This window comes from Pseudomonas sp. GL93 (genome assembly GCF_003408955.1).
Classification (GTDB): Bacteria; Pseudomonadota; Gammaproteobacteria; order Pseudomonadales; family Pseudomonadaceae; genus Aquipseudomonas; species Aquipseudomonas paracarnis.
On the sequence record NZ_NKRF01000017.1, the window covers coordinates 25,063 to 43,187 of the forward strand.

Annotated in this window: 15 protein-coding genes; 6 read left to right on the forward strand and 9 right to left on the reverse strand. The window is 60.2% G+C overall.

The window, feature by feature from the left end; all coding sequences use genetic code 11:
* Positions 1-38: 38 nt before the first annotated feature.
* On the reverse strand, positions 39-2,123 hold the full coding sequence (locus CER19_RS04245) for a mechanosensitive ion channel family protein (RefSeq protein ID WP_116665520.1): 2,085 nt from the start codon (positions 2,121-2,123) through the stop codon (positions 39-41).
* 199 nt (positions 2,124-2,322) lie between these two features.
* On the opposite strand from CER19_RS04245, the gene CER19_RS04250 reads away from it, so the two are divergent.
* Genes CER19_RS04250 through CER19_RS04265 form a run of 4 tightly spaced genes read left to right on the forward strand, consistent with a single transcriptional unit; the run spans position 2,323 to position 6,236 of the window.
* A complete protein-coding gene (locus tag CER19_RS04250; RefSeq protein WP_116665521.1) occupies positions 2,323-3,249 on the forward strand; it encodes a DUF72 domain-containing protein in 927 nt (308 codons plus the stop codon).
* Positions 3,246-4,022 (forward strand): endonuclease/exonuclease/phosphatase family protein, encoded by a 777-nt coding sequence (locus tag CER19_RS04255; RefSeq protein ID WP_116665522.1) that lies wholly within the window; start codon positions 3,246-3,248, stop codon positions 4,020-4,022. Before CER19_RS04250 ends, CER19_RS04255 begins: the two co-directional genes overlap by 4 nt.
* Positions 4,019-5,281: a cardiolipin synthase ClsB gene (clsB, locus tag CER19_RS04260; RefSeq protein WP_116665523.1), complete on the forward strand. Its 1,263-nt coding sequence runs from the start codon at positions 4,019-4,021 to the stop codon at positions 5,279-5,281. Before CER19_RS04255 ends, clsB begins: the two co-directional genes overlap by 4 nt.
* The gene (locus CER19_RS04265; protein WP_116665524.1) at positions 5,271-6,236 is read left to right on the forward strand and encodes a lysylphosphatidylglycerol synthase domain-containing protein; all 966 of its coding nucleotides are present in this window, start codon (positions 5,271-5,273) and stop codon (positions 6,234-6,236) included. The genes clsB and CER19_RS04265 overlap by 11 nt, the downstream gene beginning before the upstream one ends.
* A 113-nt stretch (positions 6,237-6,349) precedes the next feature.
* Here the strand turns inward: CER19_RS04265 and CER19_RS04270 are convergent, their stop codons facing one another.
* From CER19_RS04270 to CER19_RS04280, 3 genes are all read right to left on the reverse strand, one after another.
* Positions 6,350-7,105, reverse strand: a complete 756-nt coding sequence (locus tag CER19_RS04270; protein WP_116665525.1) for a S9 family peptidase — start codon at positions 7,103-7,105, stop codon at positions 6,350-6,352.
* Positions 7,095-8,207, reverse strand: a complete 1,113-nt coding sequence (locus CER19_RS04275) for a DUF3182 family protein (protein ID WP_116665526.1) — start codon at positions 8,205-8,207, stop codon at positions 7,095-7,097. Before CER19_RS04275 ends, CER19_RS04270 begins: the two co-directional genes overlap by 11 nt.
* A 168-nt stretch (positions 8,208-8,375) precedes the next feature.
* The gene (locus CER19_RS04280) at positions 8,376-9,347 is read right to left on the reverse strand and encodes a GlxA family transcriptional regulator (protein ID WP_116665527.1); all 972 of its coding nucleotides are present in this window, start codon (positions 9,345-9,347) and stop codon (positions 8,376-8,378) included.
* Between the two features lie 96 nt (positions 9,348-9,443).
* On the opposite strand from CER19_RS04280, the gene CER19_RS04285 reads away from it, so the two are divergent.
* On the forward strand, positions 9,444-10,007 hold the full coding sequence (locus CER19_RS04285) for a cysteine hydrolase family protein (protein WP_116665528.1): 564 nt from the start codon (positions 9,444-9,446) through the stop codon (positions 10,005-10,007).
* 21 nt (positions 10,008-10,028) lie between these two features.
* Here CER19_RS04285 and tam read toward each other — a convergent pair whose 3' ends face one another.
* From tam to CER19_RS04300, 3 genes are all read right to left on the reverse strand, one after another.
* Positions 10,029-10,790 carry a trans-aconitate 2-methyltransferase gene (gene tam / locus CER19_RS04290; RefSeq protein WP_116665529.1) on the reverse strand — a complete coding sequence of 254 codons (762 nt, stop codon included), beginning with the start codon at positions 10,788-10,790 and terminating at the stop codon, positions 10,029-10,031.
* Positions 10,791-10,972: 182 nt separating this feature from the next.
* Positions 10,973-11,488 (reverse strand): single-stranded DNA-binding protein, encoded by a 516-nt coding sequence (locus CER19_RS04295; RefSeq protein WP_020302451.1) that lies wholly within the window; start codon positions 11,486-11,488, stop codon positions 10,973-10,975.
* A gap of 9 nt (positions 11,489-11,497) precedes the next feature.
* Positions 11,498-12,892, reverse strand: coding sequence for an MFS transporter (locus tag CER19_RS04300; protein WP_116665530.1), 1,395 nt, complete (start codon positions 12,890-12,892; stop codon positions 11,498-11,500).
* Between the two features lie 178 nt (positions 12,893-13,070).
* Here CER19_RS04300 and uvrA point away from each other — a divergent pair, with 178 nt between their 5' ends.
* A complete protein-coding gene (gene uvrA / locus CER19_RS04305; protein WP_003194630.1) occupies positions 13,071-15,905 on the forward strand; it encodes an excinuclease ABC subunit UvrA in 2,835 nt (944 codons plus the stop codon).
* Between the two features lie 66 nt (positions 15,906-15,971).
* On the opposite strand, the gene bfr is transcribed toward uvrA, so the two are convergent.
* Together bfr and CER19_RS04315 are read right to left on the reverse strand one after the other, a co-directional pair.
* Complete coding sequence (gene bfr, locus CER19_RS04310; RefSeq protein WP_003176400.1) at positions 15,972-16,436, reverse strand: bacterioferritin; 465 nt, start codon at positions 16,434-16,436, stop codon at positions 15,972-15,974.
* 155 nt (positions 16,437-16,591) lie between these two features.
* A complete protein-coding gene (locus tag CER19_RS04315) occupies positions 16,592-18,040 on the reverse strand; it encodes a catalase (protein WP_116665531.1) in 1,449 nt (482 codons plus the stop codon).
* Positions 18,041-18,125 lie beyond the last annotated feature (85 nt).

Below are 18,125 nucleotides of genomic sequence, written 5' to 3' on the forward strand. Positions count from 1 at the left end.
CCAGAATCGTTGCATTTTGCGGGCTTGTAGCGCAACCGTCACGGATTAAGTGTCTTGACGTCGGGTTCGACGGCCTCCTGTTTCAGCGCCGTACGCGGTGCGAGTAGCACCTGCTGTGGATAAGTCTGGGCGAAATGCACCGACTCGCAGTTATCCACAAGCTTTTTCAAACGCTGGTTGAACGCGCGGCTGACCGCGTATTGACCACCCGACACGGTGCGGAACTGTGCGGTGAGCACCACGCCATTGAGGTCCATCTTGTCCACCCCGAACACCTCCAACGGCCCTTGCAGGTTGTACTTGAGGAACACATCGTCGCGGATCGACTGGCCGGCCTCGCGGATCAGCTCCACGGCCTTGTCTACGTCGGTGTCGTAGGTGAACTGCACGGAGAAGAACGCGTAGGCGAATTGACGGGACTGGTTAGTGACCGCCTTGATCTGCCCGAACGGCACCGAATGCACAAACCCCTTGCCGTCACGCAGGCGCAGGGTGCGGATAGTCAAGCCCTCGACGGTGCCGGCGTGGCCGGAGTCGAGCACCACCCAGTCGCCGATGGACAGGGTGTCTTCGATAATGATGAACAGGCCGGTAATCACATCCTGCACCAGTTGCTGGGAACCGAAACCAATGGCCAAGCCCACCACTCCGGCGCCCGCCAGTAACGGCGCGACATTGATGCCCAGGTTGGCCATGGTGGTGATCGCGCAAATCACCACCAGGATGATCTTCACCGCATTGCGCAGCAGCGGCAGGATGGTTTTGACCCGGGTGCTGGGCTGGCGACTGGAGCGTTTATTCACAGGTGGCTTGAGGGCTTCTTGGATCGCCGTGTCGAGCACCACCCAGAACAGCCAGGTCACCAACAGGATCAGGCCGATACTGCTGAGGGAATCACTGATGGCCCGGCCGACCGAGTTGCGCTGGGCGAATTCGAACAGCGAAATACCCCAGATACGGCCCAGTATTTCGATAAACGCGATGGCCATGACGATACGCAAAATCGCGTGCAGCAAACTGAGGAAGCGTTCCTTGTAGGCGCTGCTGCGCTGGATCGATACCTGGCTGCGGGACTTGAACAGATGTTGCAGCACGGTGCTGAGAAATACCGTACCGATCAGTAACAAGGTGGTGAGCAGCGCGCAGCGCAGGGCCTCTTGGTTGTCGTCACCGGCGCCAATCAGGTTGACCACCGAAACCAGCACCATCAACAGAATCGGCCAGTACCAGAGCCCGGAAAACACCCGCAGCGACTGTTGCAATGCTGGATGTTTGAGACGCTGGGCCAACGGCCGGTTGCGGATCAAATGGGCCACCGGCCGACGCAGGCGTACCACTAGTACGCCAAAGATGACCGCGGCAAACAGGCCGGTAAATACGGCGATACTGCTGGTGATATTGCCGCCCAGTTGCCGAGCGATTTGCGGGCTGGTCAGCGCATCGCTGAGGGCCGCGAGAAAGCCGATGAGAAACAGCGGTTTGGGGCAATAGTCACGAATGATCTGCACGGCAGGCCGCTTATGGCCGACATTGAACATGACAATGACGCACAGCAACAACGACGTGGAAAAGATGCCACTGCTGGTGGCGTAGGCAAAACACAGTGCCAGGGCACGCCCAACCGATGCCGGTAAAAAGTGGCTGACGTAGAGGGTCAACGGCAAGCAGATCAGCGCTGGAATCGTGTAGGGCACCACATAGCTCAGCAAGCCTTGCAGGCGCCGGCGCCGCGCGAGAAATGGGCGCAGGCTCGACCTTCGCACAATCAAACGCCCAAGCATCGTCAACACCGCAAAGGCACCGACCCACACCCCGGACAACAGCAGGAAATCGCCCGCCACGCTCCAGGGCGAGCGTGCGGCTGTCTGGTCTACCAGGCGCCCTACTTCATCCGCGGCGCGATCAGCACGCAGGCGCCAGGCGTCGATGAGGTTCTGGTCGAGGTCGAGCTTGTTCTGCACGTCGTCGATGCTGGAGCTGATGGCCCCGAGCAACCCGCCCTCCACCAGCAACTCCGGCTTGGCCGGTGTGTCGGCAGCAGGCGCAGAGGCCGCGGCCTGCAATGCGCCGTTGCCGCAGAGCAGCAACGCGCCGAGCAGTAATGCAGTCTTTAAATTCAGCAAAACAGCGGGCTCCTTCAGCAGGGTCTGTAAGGAACTGACGGGTTTAGGCCTTGATCGTTCCCTGCATGTGCCCTGCATGGTCTATGCCCTCCCGTATTTTCCTCCCCTGTACCGCCTGTAGGAATGTGGAAACTTTCAGCCAAATAGCGCAGTCATCCCATAACGGAGGTCACCTCACCCACCCTCCACGGGAGCACACATGGCGGCGATTCACATCGGCATTTCCGGCTGGCGCTACACGCCCTGGCGCGGGGATTTCTACCCCGAAGGGCTGACCCAGAAACGCGAGTTGCAGTTTGCGTCACGCGCCGTCAACAGCATCGAAATCAACGGCTCGTTCTACGCGCTGCAAACCCCCAATCGCTACGCCGAGTGGTATGCCGATACGCCCGAAGGTTTCCTGTTCAGTGTCAAGGCGCCCCGTTTCATCACGCATATCCTGCGCCTGCGGGACGTGCACAAGCCGATGGCGAATTTCTTCGCTTCCGGGGTGCTGGAACTCAAAGAAAAACTCGGCCCCATCCTCTGGCAGTTTCCGCCCAGCTTCAAATTTGACGCCACGCTGTTCGAAACCTTCCTGGCCCAATTACCCACGGACACCCAACAGGCGGCCGCCCTCGCCCGCCAGCATGAGCCACGCCTGAACGGCAAGGCGAGCATGAAGGCCTATGCCAAGAAGCCTTTGCGCCATGCCGTGGAGATTCGCAACCTGAGTTTTGCCGTACCGGAGTTCATCCAGATGCTGGATAAACACGGAGTGGCCCTAGTGGTCGCGGACACCGCAGGCAAGTGGCCGTACATGGAAGACGTGACCGCCAACTTCATGTACCTGCGCTTGCACGGCGATAAGCAGTTATACGCCAGCGGTTATAGCGCCGAAGCGCTCCGGCGCTGGGGCGACCGCATCGAGCGCTGGGCCCAGGGCAAGCAGCCTGCGGACGCACACCTCGTCGACCCGCATCACACACCCCGCAGGCGTAAACACCGTGACGTGTTCTGCTTTTTCGACAACGACATCAAAGTTCGCGCCCCCTTCGATGCACGCCAATTGCTGCAACGCTTCGGACTGGACCAACACCTGCTCACCGAGCCTGGTCGACTGCCGGAACCAGGAGTATTGCCATGACGCATCCAGAATTGATCCCCACCCCGCCGACCACCGCCATCACCCGTTTCACGGTGCTGACGGTCAATATCCACAAGGGTTTCACCGCACTGAATCGTCGCTTCATCTTGCCCGAGCTGCGTGAAGCGGTGCGCAGCGTGGGCGCAGACATGGTGTTCTTGCAGGAGATCCATGGCACTCACGAACGCCATCCCCAGCGCTACAGCGACTGGCCGAAAATGCCGCAGTATGAGTTTCTGGCCGACAGCATCTGGCCGCAGTTTGCCTATGGGCGCAATGCGGTTTATCCCCATGGCGACCATGGCAATGCACTGCTGTCCAAATTCCAGATCATCCGCTACGACAACCTCGACATCTCGCAAAGCGGCCATGAAAACCGCGGCCTGCTGCATTGCGTGTTGCGCCTGCCGGGCAGCGGCCAGCAGGTGCATGCGATCTGCATCCACCTGGGCTTGCGCGAGGTGCATCGCCAACAACAATTGCGGTTGCTGGAACAACGTATCAGCGAGATTCCGGCCGATGCGCCGTTGGTGGTCGCTGGCGATTTCAATGACTGGCGGCAAAAAGCCGACCTGAGCCAAAGCGGTTTGCAGGAAGTGTTCATGCACACCCTTGGCAAACCGGCGCGCACCTTCCCGGCACGCATGCCGTTGCTGCCGCTGGACCGCATTTATGTGCGTAACTTGACGGTGCACAACCCGCGCGTACTCACCACTCGCCCCTGGTCCCATCTCTCAGACCATGTGCCGCTGTCGGTGGAGGTTGAGTTATGAACGTTGCGGTAGACCATATCGCCACAGACCAACCGCCAGATGACAGCAAGGCGCGGGATCTGGACTACGGCTGGCAGAGCGGCAACCGCGTTGAGTTGCTGGAGAACGGCGAGGCGTACTTTCCCGCTGTGTTCGAGGCTTTGCGGGCGGCAGAGCGCGAGATCCTGCTGGAGACCTTTATCCTCTTTGAAGACAAAGTCGGCTTTGAGCTGCACAGCATCCTCATCGAGGCGGCCAAGCGTGGGGTAAAGGTAGTGGTTAGCCTCGACGGTTTTGGTTGCGGCGAGTTGAGCCCGGGCTTCCTGCGGGAGTTGGCCGAGGCCGGGGTGATGGTGCAGATGTTCGACCCGGCGCCCAAGACCTTCGGCATACGCACTAACTGGTTTCGCCGCCTGCACCGTAAGATCGTCGTGGTGGATGCCCGCGTGGCGTTTATCGGCGGGGTCAATTTTTCTGCCGACCCCCTGGCGGATTTCGGCCCCGAAGCCAAGCAGGATTACGCCGTGCAGGTGATCGGCCCGGCCGTGGCCGACCTGCACCATTTCGCCCTCGCCCAAAGTGGCCGCCAGGTGCGCAGCCGTCGCGGTTGGCGGCGGCGCCAGCAACGGCCCTCACCCTGGACGAACGAGCCTGGCGACGGACTGGTACGCCTGATCTATCGAGACAACATCCAACATCGTGACGACATTGAAGAGGCGTATATCCACGCCTTGAGCCAGGCCCGGCAGCGGGTGGTGATCGCCAACGCGTACTTCTTCCCCGGCTATCGCTTGCTTCGCGAGATCCGTAACGCGGCACGCCGTGGCGTGCAGGTGCAGTTGATCATGCAGGGCCAGCCCGACGTGCTGTTGGCGAAACTCGCCGCGCGCATGCTCTATGACTATCTGCTCAAGGATGGTGTGGTGATTCACGAATACTGCCAACGCCCGCTGCACGGCAAGGTGGCGTTGGTGGATGACGAATGGAGCACCGTCGGTTCGAGCAACCTGGACCCACTGAGCCTGGCATTGAACCTGGAGGCCAATGTGCTGATTCGCGACCGGGCTTTCAATCAGCAGCTATACGAACGCCTGGAAGCCCTCGCCCACAATCATTGCCAGACCATGCCGGAAAAGCGCAAGCCACGCCTGTGGCTCTGGCGTTTGACCGTGGGTTTCCTGGTGTTTCATGTGATGCGCCATTTCCCGGTACTGGCCAGTTGGTTGCCGGCCCACAAACCGCGCTTGAAGCCTTTTGAGACCACACCCCATGACGCCTGAAGCCCGCCCCCAAGCGCAAGCCTCTGGGTTCAAGCGCTGGAAGAAACCGCTGACGATTGCGTTCTTCGTGCTGCTGATCGTGTTGTTTACCCTGCTCGCCCGGCGCATCGACTGGAGCGAAGTGTTCCAGACCCTGAGCGAGTTCAAGCTGCGCACATTGTTCATCGCCGGCGCGCTGACGCTGTGCAGTTTTATCGTCTACGCCTGTTTCGATTTGATCGGCCGCACCTACATTCGCCAGCCGCTGCGCTGGAAGCAGATATTGCCGGTGGGCATCATCAGCTATGCGTTCAACCTCAACCTCAGCGCCTGGGTCGGCGGCATCGCCATGCGGTATCGGCTGTATTCGCGCCTGGGCGTGAGCACCAGCAATATCGCCAAGATCCTCGGCCTGAGCCTGGCCACCAATTGGTTCGGCTATATGGCGTTGGCCGGGGTGGTGTTCAGCAGCGGGTTGGTGACCCTGCCGCCGGGCTGGAAGCTCAGCAGCGGCGCCTTGCAAGGGGTCGGGGTGTTATTGGTGATCGCGAGCCTGGGCTACCTGGCGGCGTGCCGGTTTTCGAAAAAGCGCGCGTGGTCGATTCGCGGTATCGAGATCAACTTGCCGTCGCTGCGCATGGCCTGTTTGCAGCTGGCCCTGGGTGCGTTGAACTGGTCGTTGATGGCCGCGGTGATATTTACCTTGTTGCCGGCCAAACTGGATTACCCACTGGTGCTGGGGGTGCTGTTGATCAGCGCAATTGCCGGGGTGGTCACCCATATTCCCGCCGGGTTGGGGGTTTTGGAGGCGGTGTTCATTGCGTTGTTGCAGCATGAAGCATCCCGGGGGAGTTTGCTGGCGGGGCTGATCGCGTACCGGGCGATTTATTTTATTTGCCCGTTGTTGATTGCACTGGTGATGTATTTGGGGGTGGAGGCCAAGGCCAAGGCGTTGCGGGTGAAGAAGACAGCCTGATGAGACGGTGGTGACTGTGGAATCGCTATCGCGGGCAAGCCCGGCTCCCACAGGGGAATGCATTCCCAGGTGGGAGCCGGGCTTGCCCGCGATAGCGATCACAAGGGCAACGACTATCGGGCCTGAATGATGCTCAACCGTTCCCCCACCACCATCTCGGTAATCCAGTCCACCAGGATCGAGGTGTACGCCTGCTGCGACACCGGGTCGCTCAAGGAATGGTCGGCACCGTCGATGATGCGGTGGGTCAGCGAATGGGTCTGCTGGCACGCCGCGCGGTAACTCATGATGGTGGCGTGGGGCACATGGTCGTCGGTTTGCGACTCGACAATCAGCACATCACCAGTAAATTGCGCGCAGGCATGCAGGGCTCGGTTGGTTTCGGCGTGCACGAGGGTGCCGCGGTAATCCATCAGGTCGGCTTTATCCAAGTCGCGCTTGGGCTTGAGCCATTCCTGATCGCGGTACAGCGCCGGCACTCGTAGCGCCAGCCAACGTACCGGGCGCAACGAGGTGAGGATCGCCGCCAGGTACCCGCCATAACGGGTGCCCCCCACTGCCACCGCCGAGGTGTCGATAGCCGGGTGGGACAGCAGGCGGTCGTAGGCGGCCAGCAAGTCACGCAGGTTGTCTTCGCGGGTGACGCGCGACAAGGGGATGCCGGTGCCAGCATGGCCACGCAGGTCGAAGGTCAGGCACACACACCCAAGGCCTGCGATACCTTTGGCCCGCTCCAGGTCGCGCTCCTGGCTGCCGCCCCAACCGTGCACGAACAACACACCGGGTACTTTGGACTTGGGACTGAGGAATGTCCCGCTCATCTGTTCGTCGTCTATATCGATGGTGATGCTCTCGCTTCTAGCCGTCATAAGTCTTGACCGTCACATATTTGAGTAGAAAGTCGCTGTTCTCGGCCGGGCCTCGGTATACCTCTATGGCATCCGCCGGCAGCGCTTGGTCTGCATAGGTTTCTACCGAGGACACACGGATAGCCTTCAGGCCCGGGTGGTTGATAAAGCTCTGCAGCGCCGCGACTTCCGCGCTGCTGGCTCCGCCCATGCGCCAGGATTGTTCGAGCACGCCACTGCGGCGCTGGCCTGTGCTGTCCAGGCCTTGGGCGATGTCGTAGTTGCGGCGCGAGGCGAAGAAGCCCGGGTAGGCATCATTCGCAGCACGGTCGAAAACCAGCGCCTGTTCGATGGCCTCACGCACATCTTCAGGCAGATCCAGTTTGAGCAGGGCTGCGTAATCACCCGGGACGACCAGCAGATCGGAACCGCCGTAGACCTCGTCCCCCTGCCCGTCTTGCGTCAGATGCTGCTCGCCGCAGTAGCTGAAAAGGTGATCGCCGATAAAACTCTGGCCCACACTGTGGGTGACCACCGCGTGCAGGTCTTGTTCCAGCACCACGCCTTCATTGAACATTCGGGCCGCTTCCGGGCGCGCCACTATCGCGTCGAACTCATCCAGGCTGTGGATAACTTCCTGCCCGCGCCCTGCACAGGCGTTCACGGGTTTCAGACGAATCGGGCCGCTGTAGAGCATGCGGGTAGCGGCCGGCCGTGCATCCTCAAGGGCGAACACACTCACACCGTCCAACACCACGTCACGCACGCGCTCGGAGAATGTCGGCGACCAGCCATCGGGCGCCTTGGCCTCGGGACTCAGCAGGCCGTGGCTGATAGCTTTGGTGCAGATGAAAGCATGATCGACATAGCCGCCCCACAGATCTTGTGGCCCCTTGATATTGAGCTGGCGCGCTTGGGCGGGCCCGACCAGGGTTTGCGTGGGCAGCAGATACAATTCCCGACCCGCATGCAGGGCCGGGTCGTAACTGCCACCGAACTTGAGCCCCAGGATCTGCGCCAGCCAGCGTGCGAGGGCGCGGTTGGTTTCGATTTCATGCAAGGGCGCGCCTTCTCGCATGGAGTGGGCAACCACCAGCTTCTTGTTGCGACTTATGGGGGTCATGCGTTCCCCTTTCTATCAGCCGTTGTGTAGCAGGAGGGCTGCATGGATCAGGCCAACGTAGGGTTTGCGGGCGTGGCTGTTAAATCAATCAGTTGCGCACAAAGTGATGGCCGTTAGCCTGTTTTATTCTGCACGACCCGAGGTTAACCCTGCGGCTTTCTGCACGATTCAAACCCCAAACCGGTTGCGGTAATCACTGGGGGACAGGCCGGTGATTTTTTTGAAAATGGTACGAAAGGCGCCGGGGTCTTGATAGCCCACGGTCCAGGCAATGTGATCGATCGTGCCATTGGTGAACTCCAGCATCTGCCGCGCCTTGCCGACTCGCAGGTGCTGGCAGTACTCGGTGGGTTTCAACCCGGTGGCGTTGCGAAAGCGCCGCAGAAAGGTGCGCGCCTCCAGGTTCGCCTCCTGCGCCATCGCCGCTACGGACACATCCACCGCGCCACTGGCTTGCAGCCAATGCTGGACCTTGAGGACCGCGCTGTCACCGTGCCGGAGAATCGGCGCAAAGTTGCTACCGCACTGGCTGGCACTGGCGCTGTGTTCGATCACCAGAAAACGCGCCGTGTCGGCTGCAATGCTCGGGCCCATCAGCCGGTCGACCAGGCGCAGGCCCAGTTCGGACCAGGCCATCAGCCCCGCGGAAGTGATCAGGTCGCCGTCATCGACAATGGGTTTATCCGCTTCCAGGCTCACCGCCGGGTAACAGGCCGCAAAAGATTTCGCGGAGGACCAGTGGGTGGTGGCGCTGCGGCCATCCAACAGGCCGCTGCGCGCCAGCATGATAGAGCCGATGCACACGCCGCCAAGCACGGTGCCGGCCGCATGTTGCTGGCGCAGCCACTCCAGCAACGCGGGCGGCGCCTGGTCTTCGGTGAACTCTGCAATCGAGGGTGGCACCAACACGGCCATCATCAGTTGGTCGGGGCCTGGGTGGCTGTCGAACGTGCGCGCGGGCGTGCCGTGAGCATCTACCTGCCAGTGGCTGACCCGCAGCAGCGGCAGTTGCGCAGATTCATGCTCGGCGGCGATGCGGTTAGCGACCCCGAACAGGTCGGTCAGCCCGTGGACTGCGGCGAGTTGCGCGCCCTGGTAGATCAACACACCCAGCTCGACAGTGCTGCGTTGCGCGGCCATTGTCAGTTTTCCCCCTGTTATTGTCGGTGCGGCCAATTCTCTGTGTGATCGCCAGCTAAGATACTAGGCCCATCAACCCATCACGAGGCAACACACATGGCCAAGCAGGCGCTCATCCTAATCGATATCCAGAACGACTACTTCCCCCAGGGCAAGTGGCCGCTCGACGGCGTGGAAGCCGCAGCGGACAAGGCGGCGCTGGTGCTACAGGCGTTTCGACAAGCCGGCGATGCAGTGATTCATGTACGCCATGAGTTCTCCGGGGACGATGCACCGTTCTTCACACCGGGCTCCGAAGGCGCGCACTTGCATGCCAAGGTGCTCAACGAGGGCGATGAACCGGTGGTGCTCAAACACTTCGTGAATGCGTTTCGCCAAACCAATCTGCGCGAATTGCTGGAACAGCGCAGCATCACCGACGTGGTGGTGGTGGGCAGCATGAGCCATATGTGCGTTGACGCCGTAGTGCGGGCGGCGGCGGACCTGGGCTACAAGGTTACGGTCATTCATGACGCCTGTGCCACTCGCGACCAGGAATTCAACGGCCAGGTGATACCGGCGGCACAGGTGCACGGGGCGTACATGGCCTCCCTGGCATTTGGCTATGCGGGTGTAGTGTCGGCAGAAGAATATCTGAAGGCCCAAGCAGCGGTTGCATGACCGCCACCCGGATTGATCGCGTTAGCGTGTGGCGATGATGAACAGCCGCGGAAAGGGCAACAACACCGTGCCATCGGCCAGGGCTGGATAAGCCAGGGTAATTCGCGCCTGGTAGTGCTGCAGGAAGGCGGCTTTTTCATCGTCGGTCAACGGTGCGAGAAAAGGCCGCAATGCCGAGGCCTTGAACCACTCCACCACCGCCGCGTGGTCCGCCAACGGGTGTTGATAGGTGGTGCGCCACACGTCCACGGTACTGCAATGCTTGCTCAGCAGCTCGTAGTAGTAACTGGCGGTGTGCCGCTCATTGTGTTTGACCGCCCCTATCTTCGCCGACCATGGGCCATCGGCCGCAACTTCGCGGGCCAGGCGATGAGCGGGCTCGTCAAGGTTGTCCGGGGTTTGCACCGCCAGCGTACCGCCTGGATTCAGTTGGTGGACCAAGTGCGGGTAGAGCGTGGCGTGGTCGGGCAGCCATTGCAGCGAGGCATTGGCCAGGATCACATCCAAGCGTTGCGCAGGATGCCAGGCGCCGATGTTTGCCAACTCGAAGTTCAACCTGGGCAGGCGCTTGCGGGCGTCTGCCAACATGTCATCGGAGCTGTCCAAACCCGTGACCTCTGCCTGGGGGAAACGCTCGGCCAGTACTTCGGTGGAGTTCCCCGGCCCGCACCCCAGGTCGACGGCGGTCACCACGTCGGTGTTGGGAATTGCCGCAACCAGGTCACGGACGGGGCGAGTGCGCTGCTGTTCGAACATCGTGTACTGCTTGGCGGACCAGGTCATCACAGCTTCCTTCTTTCTTAGAGGTGGCGACAGCCTAAATCTTGTGAGCCATGAGAACAAATGCTGGGGTTGGTGTGCTGCCTGCACAAAGGCAGCGCGTGCACCGACGCCTGTTCATCGCCCATAAAAAACCCCCGATGCTTTCGCTATCGGGGGTTTTGTTTGTTCCAAGGTGTCAGGCCTTAGAACGGGATATCGTCATCAAAGCTGTCGAAATCCTGAGCCGGTTGCGGAGCAGCCTGTTGTGGCGCTGGGCGCGACTCACGCTGTGGCTGCTGGCTTGGCTGCGGACGCGACTGCTGCGGGCGCGGTGCCGAGTTGGACATGCCGCCCTGGCCCTGTTGGTCGCCCTGTGGACGGCCGCCCAGCAGTTGCATGGTGCCTTGCATGTCGACCACGATTTCGGTGGTGTAACGCTTGATGCCGTCTTTTTCCCACTCGCGGGTTTGCAGTTTGCCTTCGATGTACACCTGCGAACCTTTGCGCAGGTATTCACCGGCGATCTCTGCGACCTTGCCGAACATCGACACGCGGTGCCATTCGGTCTTCTCGACCTTCTGGCCGGTCTGCTTGTCGGTCCACTGTTCGCTGGTCGCCAGGCTCAGGTTGGTCACGGCGTTACCGTTAGGCAAGTAGCGAACTTCGGGATCCTGGCCGCAAGTACCGACCAATATGACTTTGTTAACCCCACGGGCCATAACGTTCTCCTAGGCTGGGCGCGCTGTCGGCACTGGGTTGACCAGTTGCTCGAGCGTCGCGCGATCCAATAATTCGGTGTCCAATTTGATGTAAATGGCCGCTTCTTCTGCGACCACGACTGCATCCGTTACCCCTACGACGGCCTTCAGGCGCTCGACCAGGCCAGCTTCGCGGATCGCCTCGGGCGATAGCGGCAAACGCAGGCTGGTGACGTAGGGAGGTTCGCGCATGGTAACAGCAAAGGCCAGCCAAAGTGCAGCCAGCGCGGCGCATCCGAGGAACACAACCGACAAACCGCCATGCTGGAACATCCAGCCGCCCATGATGCCGCCCAACGCGGAGCCCAGGAACTGGCTGGTGGAATACACCCCCATGGCCGTGCCCTTGCCGCCCGCCGGTGAAACTTTACTGATCAGCGACGGCAACGACGCTTCGAGCAGGTTGAACGCGGTGAAAAACACCACCGTGCCGATCACCAATGCGCGCAGGCTGTCGCCGAACTGCCAGAAGAATAGTTCAGTGAGCATCAATGTCGCGACGGCGCCGAGTAAAACTCGTTTCATTTTGCGTTTCTTCTCGCCATAGATAATGAACGGGATCATGGCGAAGAACGAAATCAACAGCGCAGTGAGGTAGACCCACCAGTGCTGCTCCTTGGGCAGGCCGGCTTTTTCCACCAGGGCCAGGGGCAAGGCGACGAAGCTGCACATCAGCATGGCGTGTAATACGAAGATACCTAAATCCAGGCGCAGCAGGTCCGGGTGCTTGAGCGTCGGCAGCAACGCCTTGCGTGCAACGCCCGATTCACGGTGCGCCAGGGTGCCGGTGGAGCGCGGCACCATAAAGGCCACGATCAGGATACCGAACAACGCCATGCCGCCCGTGGCCAGGAACAGCCCATGCAAGCCGAACGCACGCGTGAGCAAGGGGCCGACCACCATGGCCACGGCAAACGACAGGCCGATGGTCATGCCGATCATCGCCATGGCCTTGGTGCGGTGTTGTTCGCGGGTCAGGTCGGACAGCAGCGCCATTACGGCGGCGGAAATCGCACCGGCGCCCTGCAGGATGCGTCCGGCGATCACGCCCCAGATCGAATCGGATTGGGCCGCTAGCACACTGCCAAGGGCGAATACGATCAGCCCGAGATAGATCACCGGGCGGCGGCCAATGCGGTCGGAAATAATCCCGAACGGGATCTGGAAAATCGCCTGGGTCAGGCCATAGGCTCCAATCGCCAGGCCGATCAAGGCGGGGGTCGCACCTGCGAGATCCATCCCATAGGTGGCCAGCACCGGCAGCACCATAAACATGCCCAGCATACGGAAGGCGAACACCAGGGCCAGACCGCTTGCCGCTCGGGTCTCGCCGCTACTCATGCGTTCGCTGTGGGGATCGTGCATGGAAAAACCTCGTGTGAACCGGCGGCGATTCTACCAGTCCCATCGATTGAGAGGGTATATGCGGCGCTTTGCCGCGCAGCTTTCATGTAAGGCTGCAAGCGGCGTTTTGACAGTGTATATTCATCCAGTCTTTAGCCGTATACTCCGGCATCATTTACGCCCGCCGTGCGAGGCCATCTTGGACAAGATCCTGATTCGTGGGGCTAGAACCCACAACCTGAAGAACATCGACCTGACCCTGCCCCGGGACAAACTGATCGTCATCACCGGCTTGTCCGGCTCCGGTAAATCGTCCCTGGCGTTCGACACGCTGTATGCCGAAGGTCAGCGTCGCTATGTGGAATCGCTGTCGGCCTACGCCCGGCAGTTCCTGTCGATGATGGAAAAGCCCGATGTCGACACCATTGAAGGCCTGTCGCCGGCTATTTCCATCGAACAGAAATCCACGTCCCACAACCCGCGCTCCACCGTGGGTACCATTACCGAGATCTACGACTACCTGCGCCTGCTCTACGCACGCGTGGGTATCCCCCGCTGCCCGGACCACGATATCCCCCTGGAAGCCCAGACCGTCAGCCAGATGGTCGACCTGGTGCTGGCCCAGCCCGAAGGCGCCAAGCTGATGCTGCTGGCGCCCGTCATTCGCGAGCGCAAGGGCGAACACCTGTCGGTCTTCGAAGAACTGCGTGCCCAGGGCTTCGTGCGTGCGCGCATCAACGGCAAGCTCTATGAGCTGGACGAAGCGCCGAAGCTGGACAAGCAGAAAAAGCACTCCATTGATGTGGTGGTCGACCGATTCAAGGTGCGCGCCGACTTGCAGCAGCGTTTGGCGGAATCGTTCGAAACCGCGCTGAAGCTGGCCGATGGCATTGCCCTGGTAGCACCGATGGATGACGAGCCGGGCGAAGAGATCATCTTCTCCGCACGCTTCGCCTGCCCGATCTGTGGCCATGCCATCAGCGAGCTGGAACCCAAACTGTTTTCCTTCAACAACCCGGCCGGCGCCTGCCCGACTTGCGACGGCCTGGGTGTGAAGCAGTTTTTCGATATCAAGCGCCTGGTCAATGGCGAACTGACCTTGGCCGAGGGTGCGATACGTGGATGGGACAGGCGTAACGTCTACTACTTCCAGATGCTTGGGTCGTTGGCCTCCCACTACAAGTTCAGCCTGGAAGTACCGTTCAACCAACTCCCGGCAGACCAGCAGAAGGTCATTCTAAATGGCAGCGGTTCGCAGAATGTCGACTTCAAATACCTGAACGACCGCGGCGATATCGTCAAGCGCTCGCACCCGTTCGAAGGCATCGTGCCAAACCTGGAACGCCGTTACCGCGAAACCGAATCGGCGAGCGTGCGCGAGGAGCTGGCGAAGTTCCTCAGTACGCAGCCATGCCCGGATTGCCGTGGCACCCGCCTGCGCCGTGAGGCACGTCACGTGTGGGTGGGCGAGAAGACCCTGCCGGCAGTGACCAACCTGCCGATCGGCGATGCGTGTGAATACTTTGGCGTGCTGAAGCTGACCGGTCGTCGTGGAGAAATTGCCGACAAGATCCTCAAGGAGATTCGCGAGCGATTGCAGTTTCTGGTCAACGTGGGCCTGGACTATCTATCGCTGGACCGCAGCGCCGATACCTTGTCTGGTGGTGAGGCACAGCGTATTCGCCTGGCCAGCCAGATTGGCGCGGGCCTTGTAGGCGTGCTGTATATCCTCGACGAGCCGTCGATTGGCTTGCACCAACGGGATAACGACCGCCTGCTGGGCACGCTGAAACACCTGCGCGATATCGGCAATACCGTGATCGTGGTCGAGCATGATGAAGACGCTATCCGCCTGGCGGACTACGTGGTCGATATCGGCCCCGGCGCGGGCGTGCATGGTGGCCATATAGTTGCTGAAGGCACGCCTGCCGAGGTGATGGCACATCCTGATTCACTGACCGGTAAATATTTGTCGGGGCGTGTGAAGATTGAAGTACCCGCCAAGCGGACGCCGCGCAACAAGAAGATGGCGCTGCATCTCAAGGGCGCGCGCGGGAACAACCTGCGCAATGTCGACCTGGAGATTCCGCTGGGCCTGCTGACCTGCGTGACCGGCGTTTCCGGTTCGGGCAAGTCGACACTGATCAACAACACCCTGTTCCCACTGAGTGCTACCGCCCTGAATGGCGCGACCACCCTGGAAGCGGCGGCTCACGACAGCATCAAGGGCCTGGAGCACTTGGACAAGGTCGTCGACATCGACCAGAGCCCGATTGGGCGTACGCCTCGCTCCAACCCAGCCACCTACACCGGGCTGTTTACCCCTATCCGTGAGTTGTTCGCTGGCGTGCCAGAGTCGCGCTCACGGGGTTATGGGCCGGGCCGGTTCTCGTTCAACGTCAAGGGTGGCCGCTGTGAAGCGTGCCAGGGCGATGGCCTCATCAAGGTGGAGATGCACTTCCTGCCGGACATCTACGTGCCTTGCGATGTGTGCAAGAGCAAGCGCTACAACCGCGAGACCCTGGAGATCAAGTACAAGGGCAAGAGCATCCACGAGACCCTGGAAATGACGATCGAGGAAGCTCGCGAGTTCTTCGACGCAGTGCCGGCGTTGGCGCGCAAGCTGCAGACGCTGATGGATGTGGGCCTGTCGTACATCAAGCTGGGGCAATCAGCGACCACGCTGTCGGGTGGCGAGGCGCAGCGGGTCAAGCTGTCTCGCGAGCTGTCCAAGCGCGATACCGGCAAAACCTTGTACATCCTCGATGAGCCGACCACTGGCCTGCACTTCGCGGATATCCAGCAGTTGCTGGACGTACTTCACCGCTTGCGGGACCACGGCAATACCGTGGTGGTGATCGAGCACAACCTTGATGTGATCAAGACTGCCGACTGGCTGGTAGACCTGGGGCCGGAAGGCGGCTCGAAGGGTGGCCAGATCATTGCAGTGGGCACGCCGGAGCAGGTCTCCGAAATGCCGCAGTCGCACACCGGTTACTACCTGAAACCGTTGCTGGAACGCGACCGGGCCTGATCTTTTCATCGTCCAATAAAAAGCCCCTGTCACTTTGCGGTGACAGGGGCTTTTTATAGCCGGGAATCAGAACTGCGATTGCAGGTAATTCTCCAGGCCGATCAGCTTGATCAGGCCCAACTGCTTTTCCAGCCAGTAGGTGTGATCTTCTTCGGTGTCATTCAACTGCACCCGCAGTATTTCCCGGGTGACATAGTCGTTGTGCTGCTCGCAAAGCTCGATGCCCTTGCAGAGTGCGGCACGGACCTTGTATTCAAGGCGAAGATCGGCAGCGAGCATGTCAGGCACTGTGGTACCCACGTCCAGATCATCAGGACGCATACGCGGCGTGCCTTCGAGCATCAGAATGCGGCGCATCAGGGCGTCAGCGTGCTGTGCCTCTTCTTCCATTTCGTGGTTGATACGCTCGTAGAGCTCGGTAAAGCCCCAGTCTTCGTACATACGCGAATGGATGAAATATTGGTCACGAGCTGCCAGTTCGCCCGTCAGCAACGTGTTGAGGTAATCGATTACGTCGGGGTGACCTTGCATCGCCCTACATCTCCCTGCTTGAAAGACTGTAGTTTGAACCATGCTGACTTGAAGGTCACGGGACAAACGGCAGAAAAGTGAAGATTTCCGGAGAAAAGTAGCTGAAATAACGCAAAAACCGCCCAAATGAGGGCGGTTCTGCTTATCGTTTAGAGTCAGTTAAGCGATACACCCAGTGCCTTTGCGATTGCTTCTCCATAAGCCGGGTCGGCCTTATAGAAGTGCTGCAGTTGACGCTGGACCACATCACTGGAAACCCCACCCATTGCGCCCGCGATGTTATTGGTGAGCAAAGCTTTCTGCTCATCATTCATCAGACGGAACAGCGCACCGGCGTGGCTGTAGTAGTCCGTATCTTCGCGATGATCGTAGCGATCAGCGGCGCCGCTCAGGGCCAATGCTGGCTCTGCATACTGCGGAGCTTGTTTCGGTGCGTCGGCATAGCTGTTTGGCTCGTAGTTCGGAGCTGCACCACCGTTGCTGCCGAAAGCCATGGAACCGTCACGCTGGTAGCTGTTAACCGGGCTACGTGGCGCGTTCACCGGCAGTTGCTGGTGGTTGGTGCCCACACGGTAACGGTGAGCATCGGCGTAGGCAAAAACCCGACCTTGCAGCATACGGTCTGGCGACAGGCCAACGCCTGGGACCATGTTGCTTGGGCCAAATGCAGCCTGCTCGACTTCTGCGAAGTAGTTCTGCGGATTACGGTTGAGCTCCAACTCACCCACTTCAATCAACGGAAACTCTTTTTGCGACCAGGTCTTGGTCACATCAAACGGGTTCTCGTAATGGGCATTCGCCTGCGCCTCGGTCATGATCTGGATGCACACGCGCCACTTGGGGAAGTCACCGCGCTCGATTGCACCAAACAGATCACGCTGGGCGTAGTCAGGATCGGTACCCGCCAAGCGGGCAGCCTCGGCCGGCGCCAGGTTCTTGATGCCTTGCTTAGTCTTGTAGTGCCACTTCACCCAATGACGCTCGCCCTGGGCGTTGATCAGACTGTAAGTGTGGCTGCCAAAACCATGCATGTGACGGTAGCCGTCTGGAATCCCGCGGTCGGAAAACAGGATGGTGACCTGGTGCAAAGCCTCTGGGGAGTGCGACCAGAAATCCCACATCATCTGCGCGCTTTTCAGGTTGCTTTGGGGCAGACGCTTCTGGGTGTGGATAAAGTCAGGGAATTTCAGCGGGTCACGGATAAAGAACACCGGGGTGTTGTTACCAACGATGTCCCAGTTACCCTCTTCGGTATAGAACTTCAGGGCAAAGCCACGTGGATCACGTTCAGTGTCAGCAGAACCGCGCTCACCGCCTACAGTGGAGAATCGCAAGAATGTCGGCGTTTGCTTGCCAACAGATTCGAACAGCTTGGCGCTGGTGTACTGGGTGATGTCACGGGTGACTGTGAACGTACCGTAGGCGCCCGATCCTTTGGCGTGCACGCGACGCTCAGGAATGTTTTCACGGTTGAAGTGAGCGAGCTTCTCGATCAGGTGGAAATCGTCGAGTAACAACGGACCACGAGGGCCCGCGGAACGGGAGTTCTGGTTATCCGCAACGGGAGCGCCGCTGGCGGTGGTAAGGACTTTATTCTGGCTCATGCTCAATCTTCCTCAGGTCGGACTTGGAACTGCCGGCTAATCGGCTTGGAGGGAGTATTAATCATCAACACCACGCGTACAAATT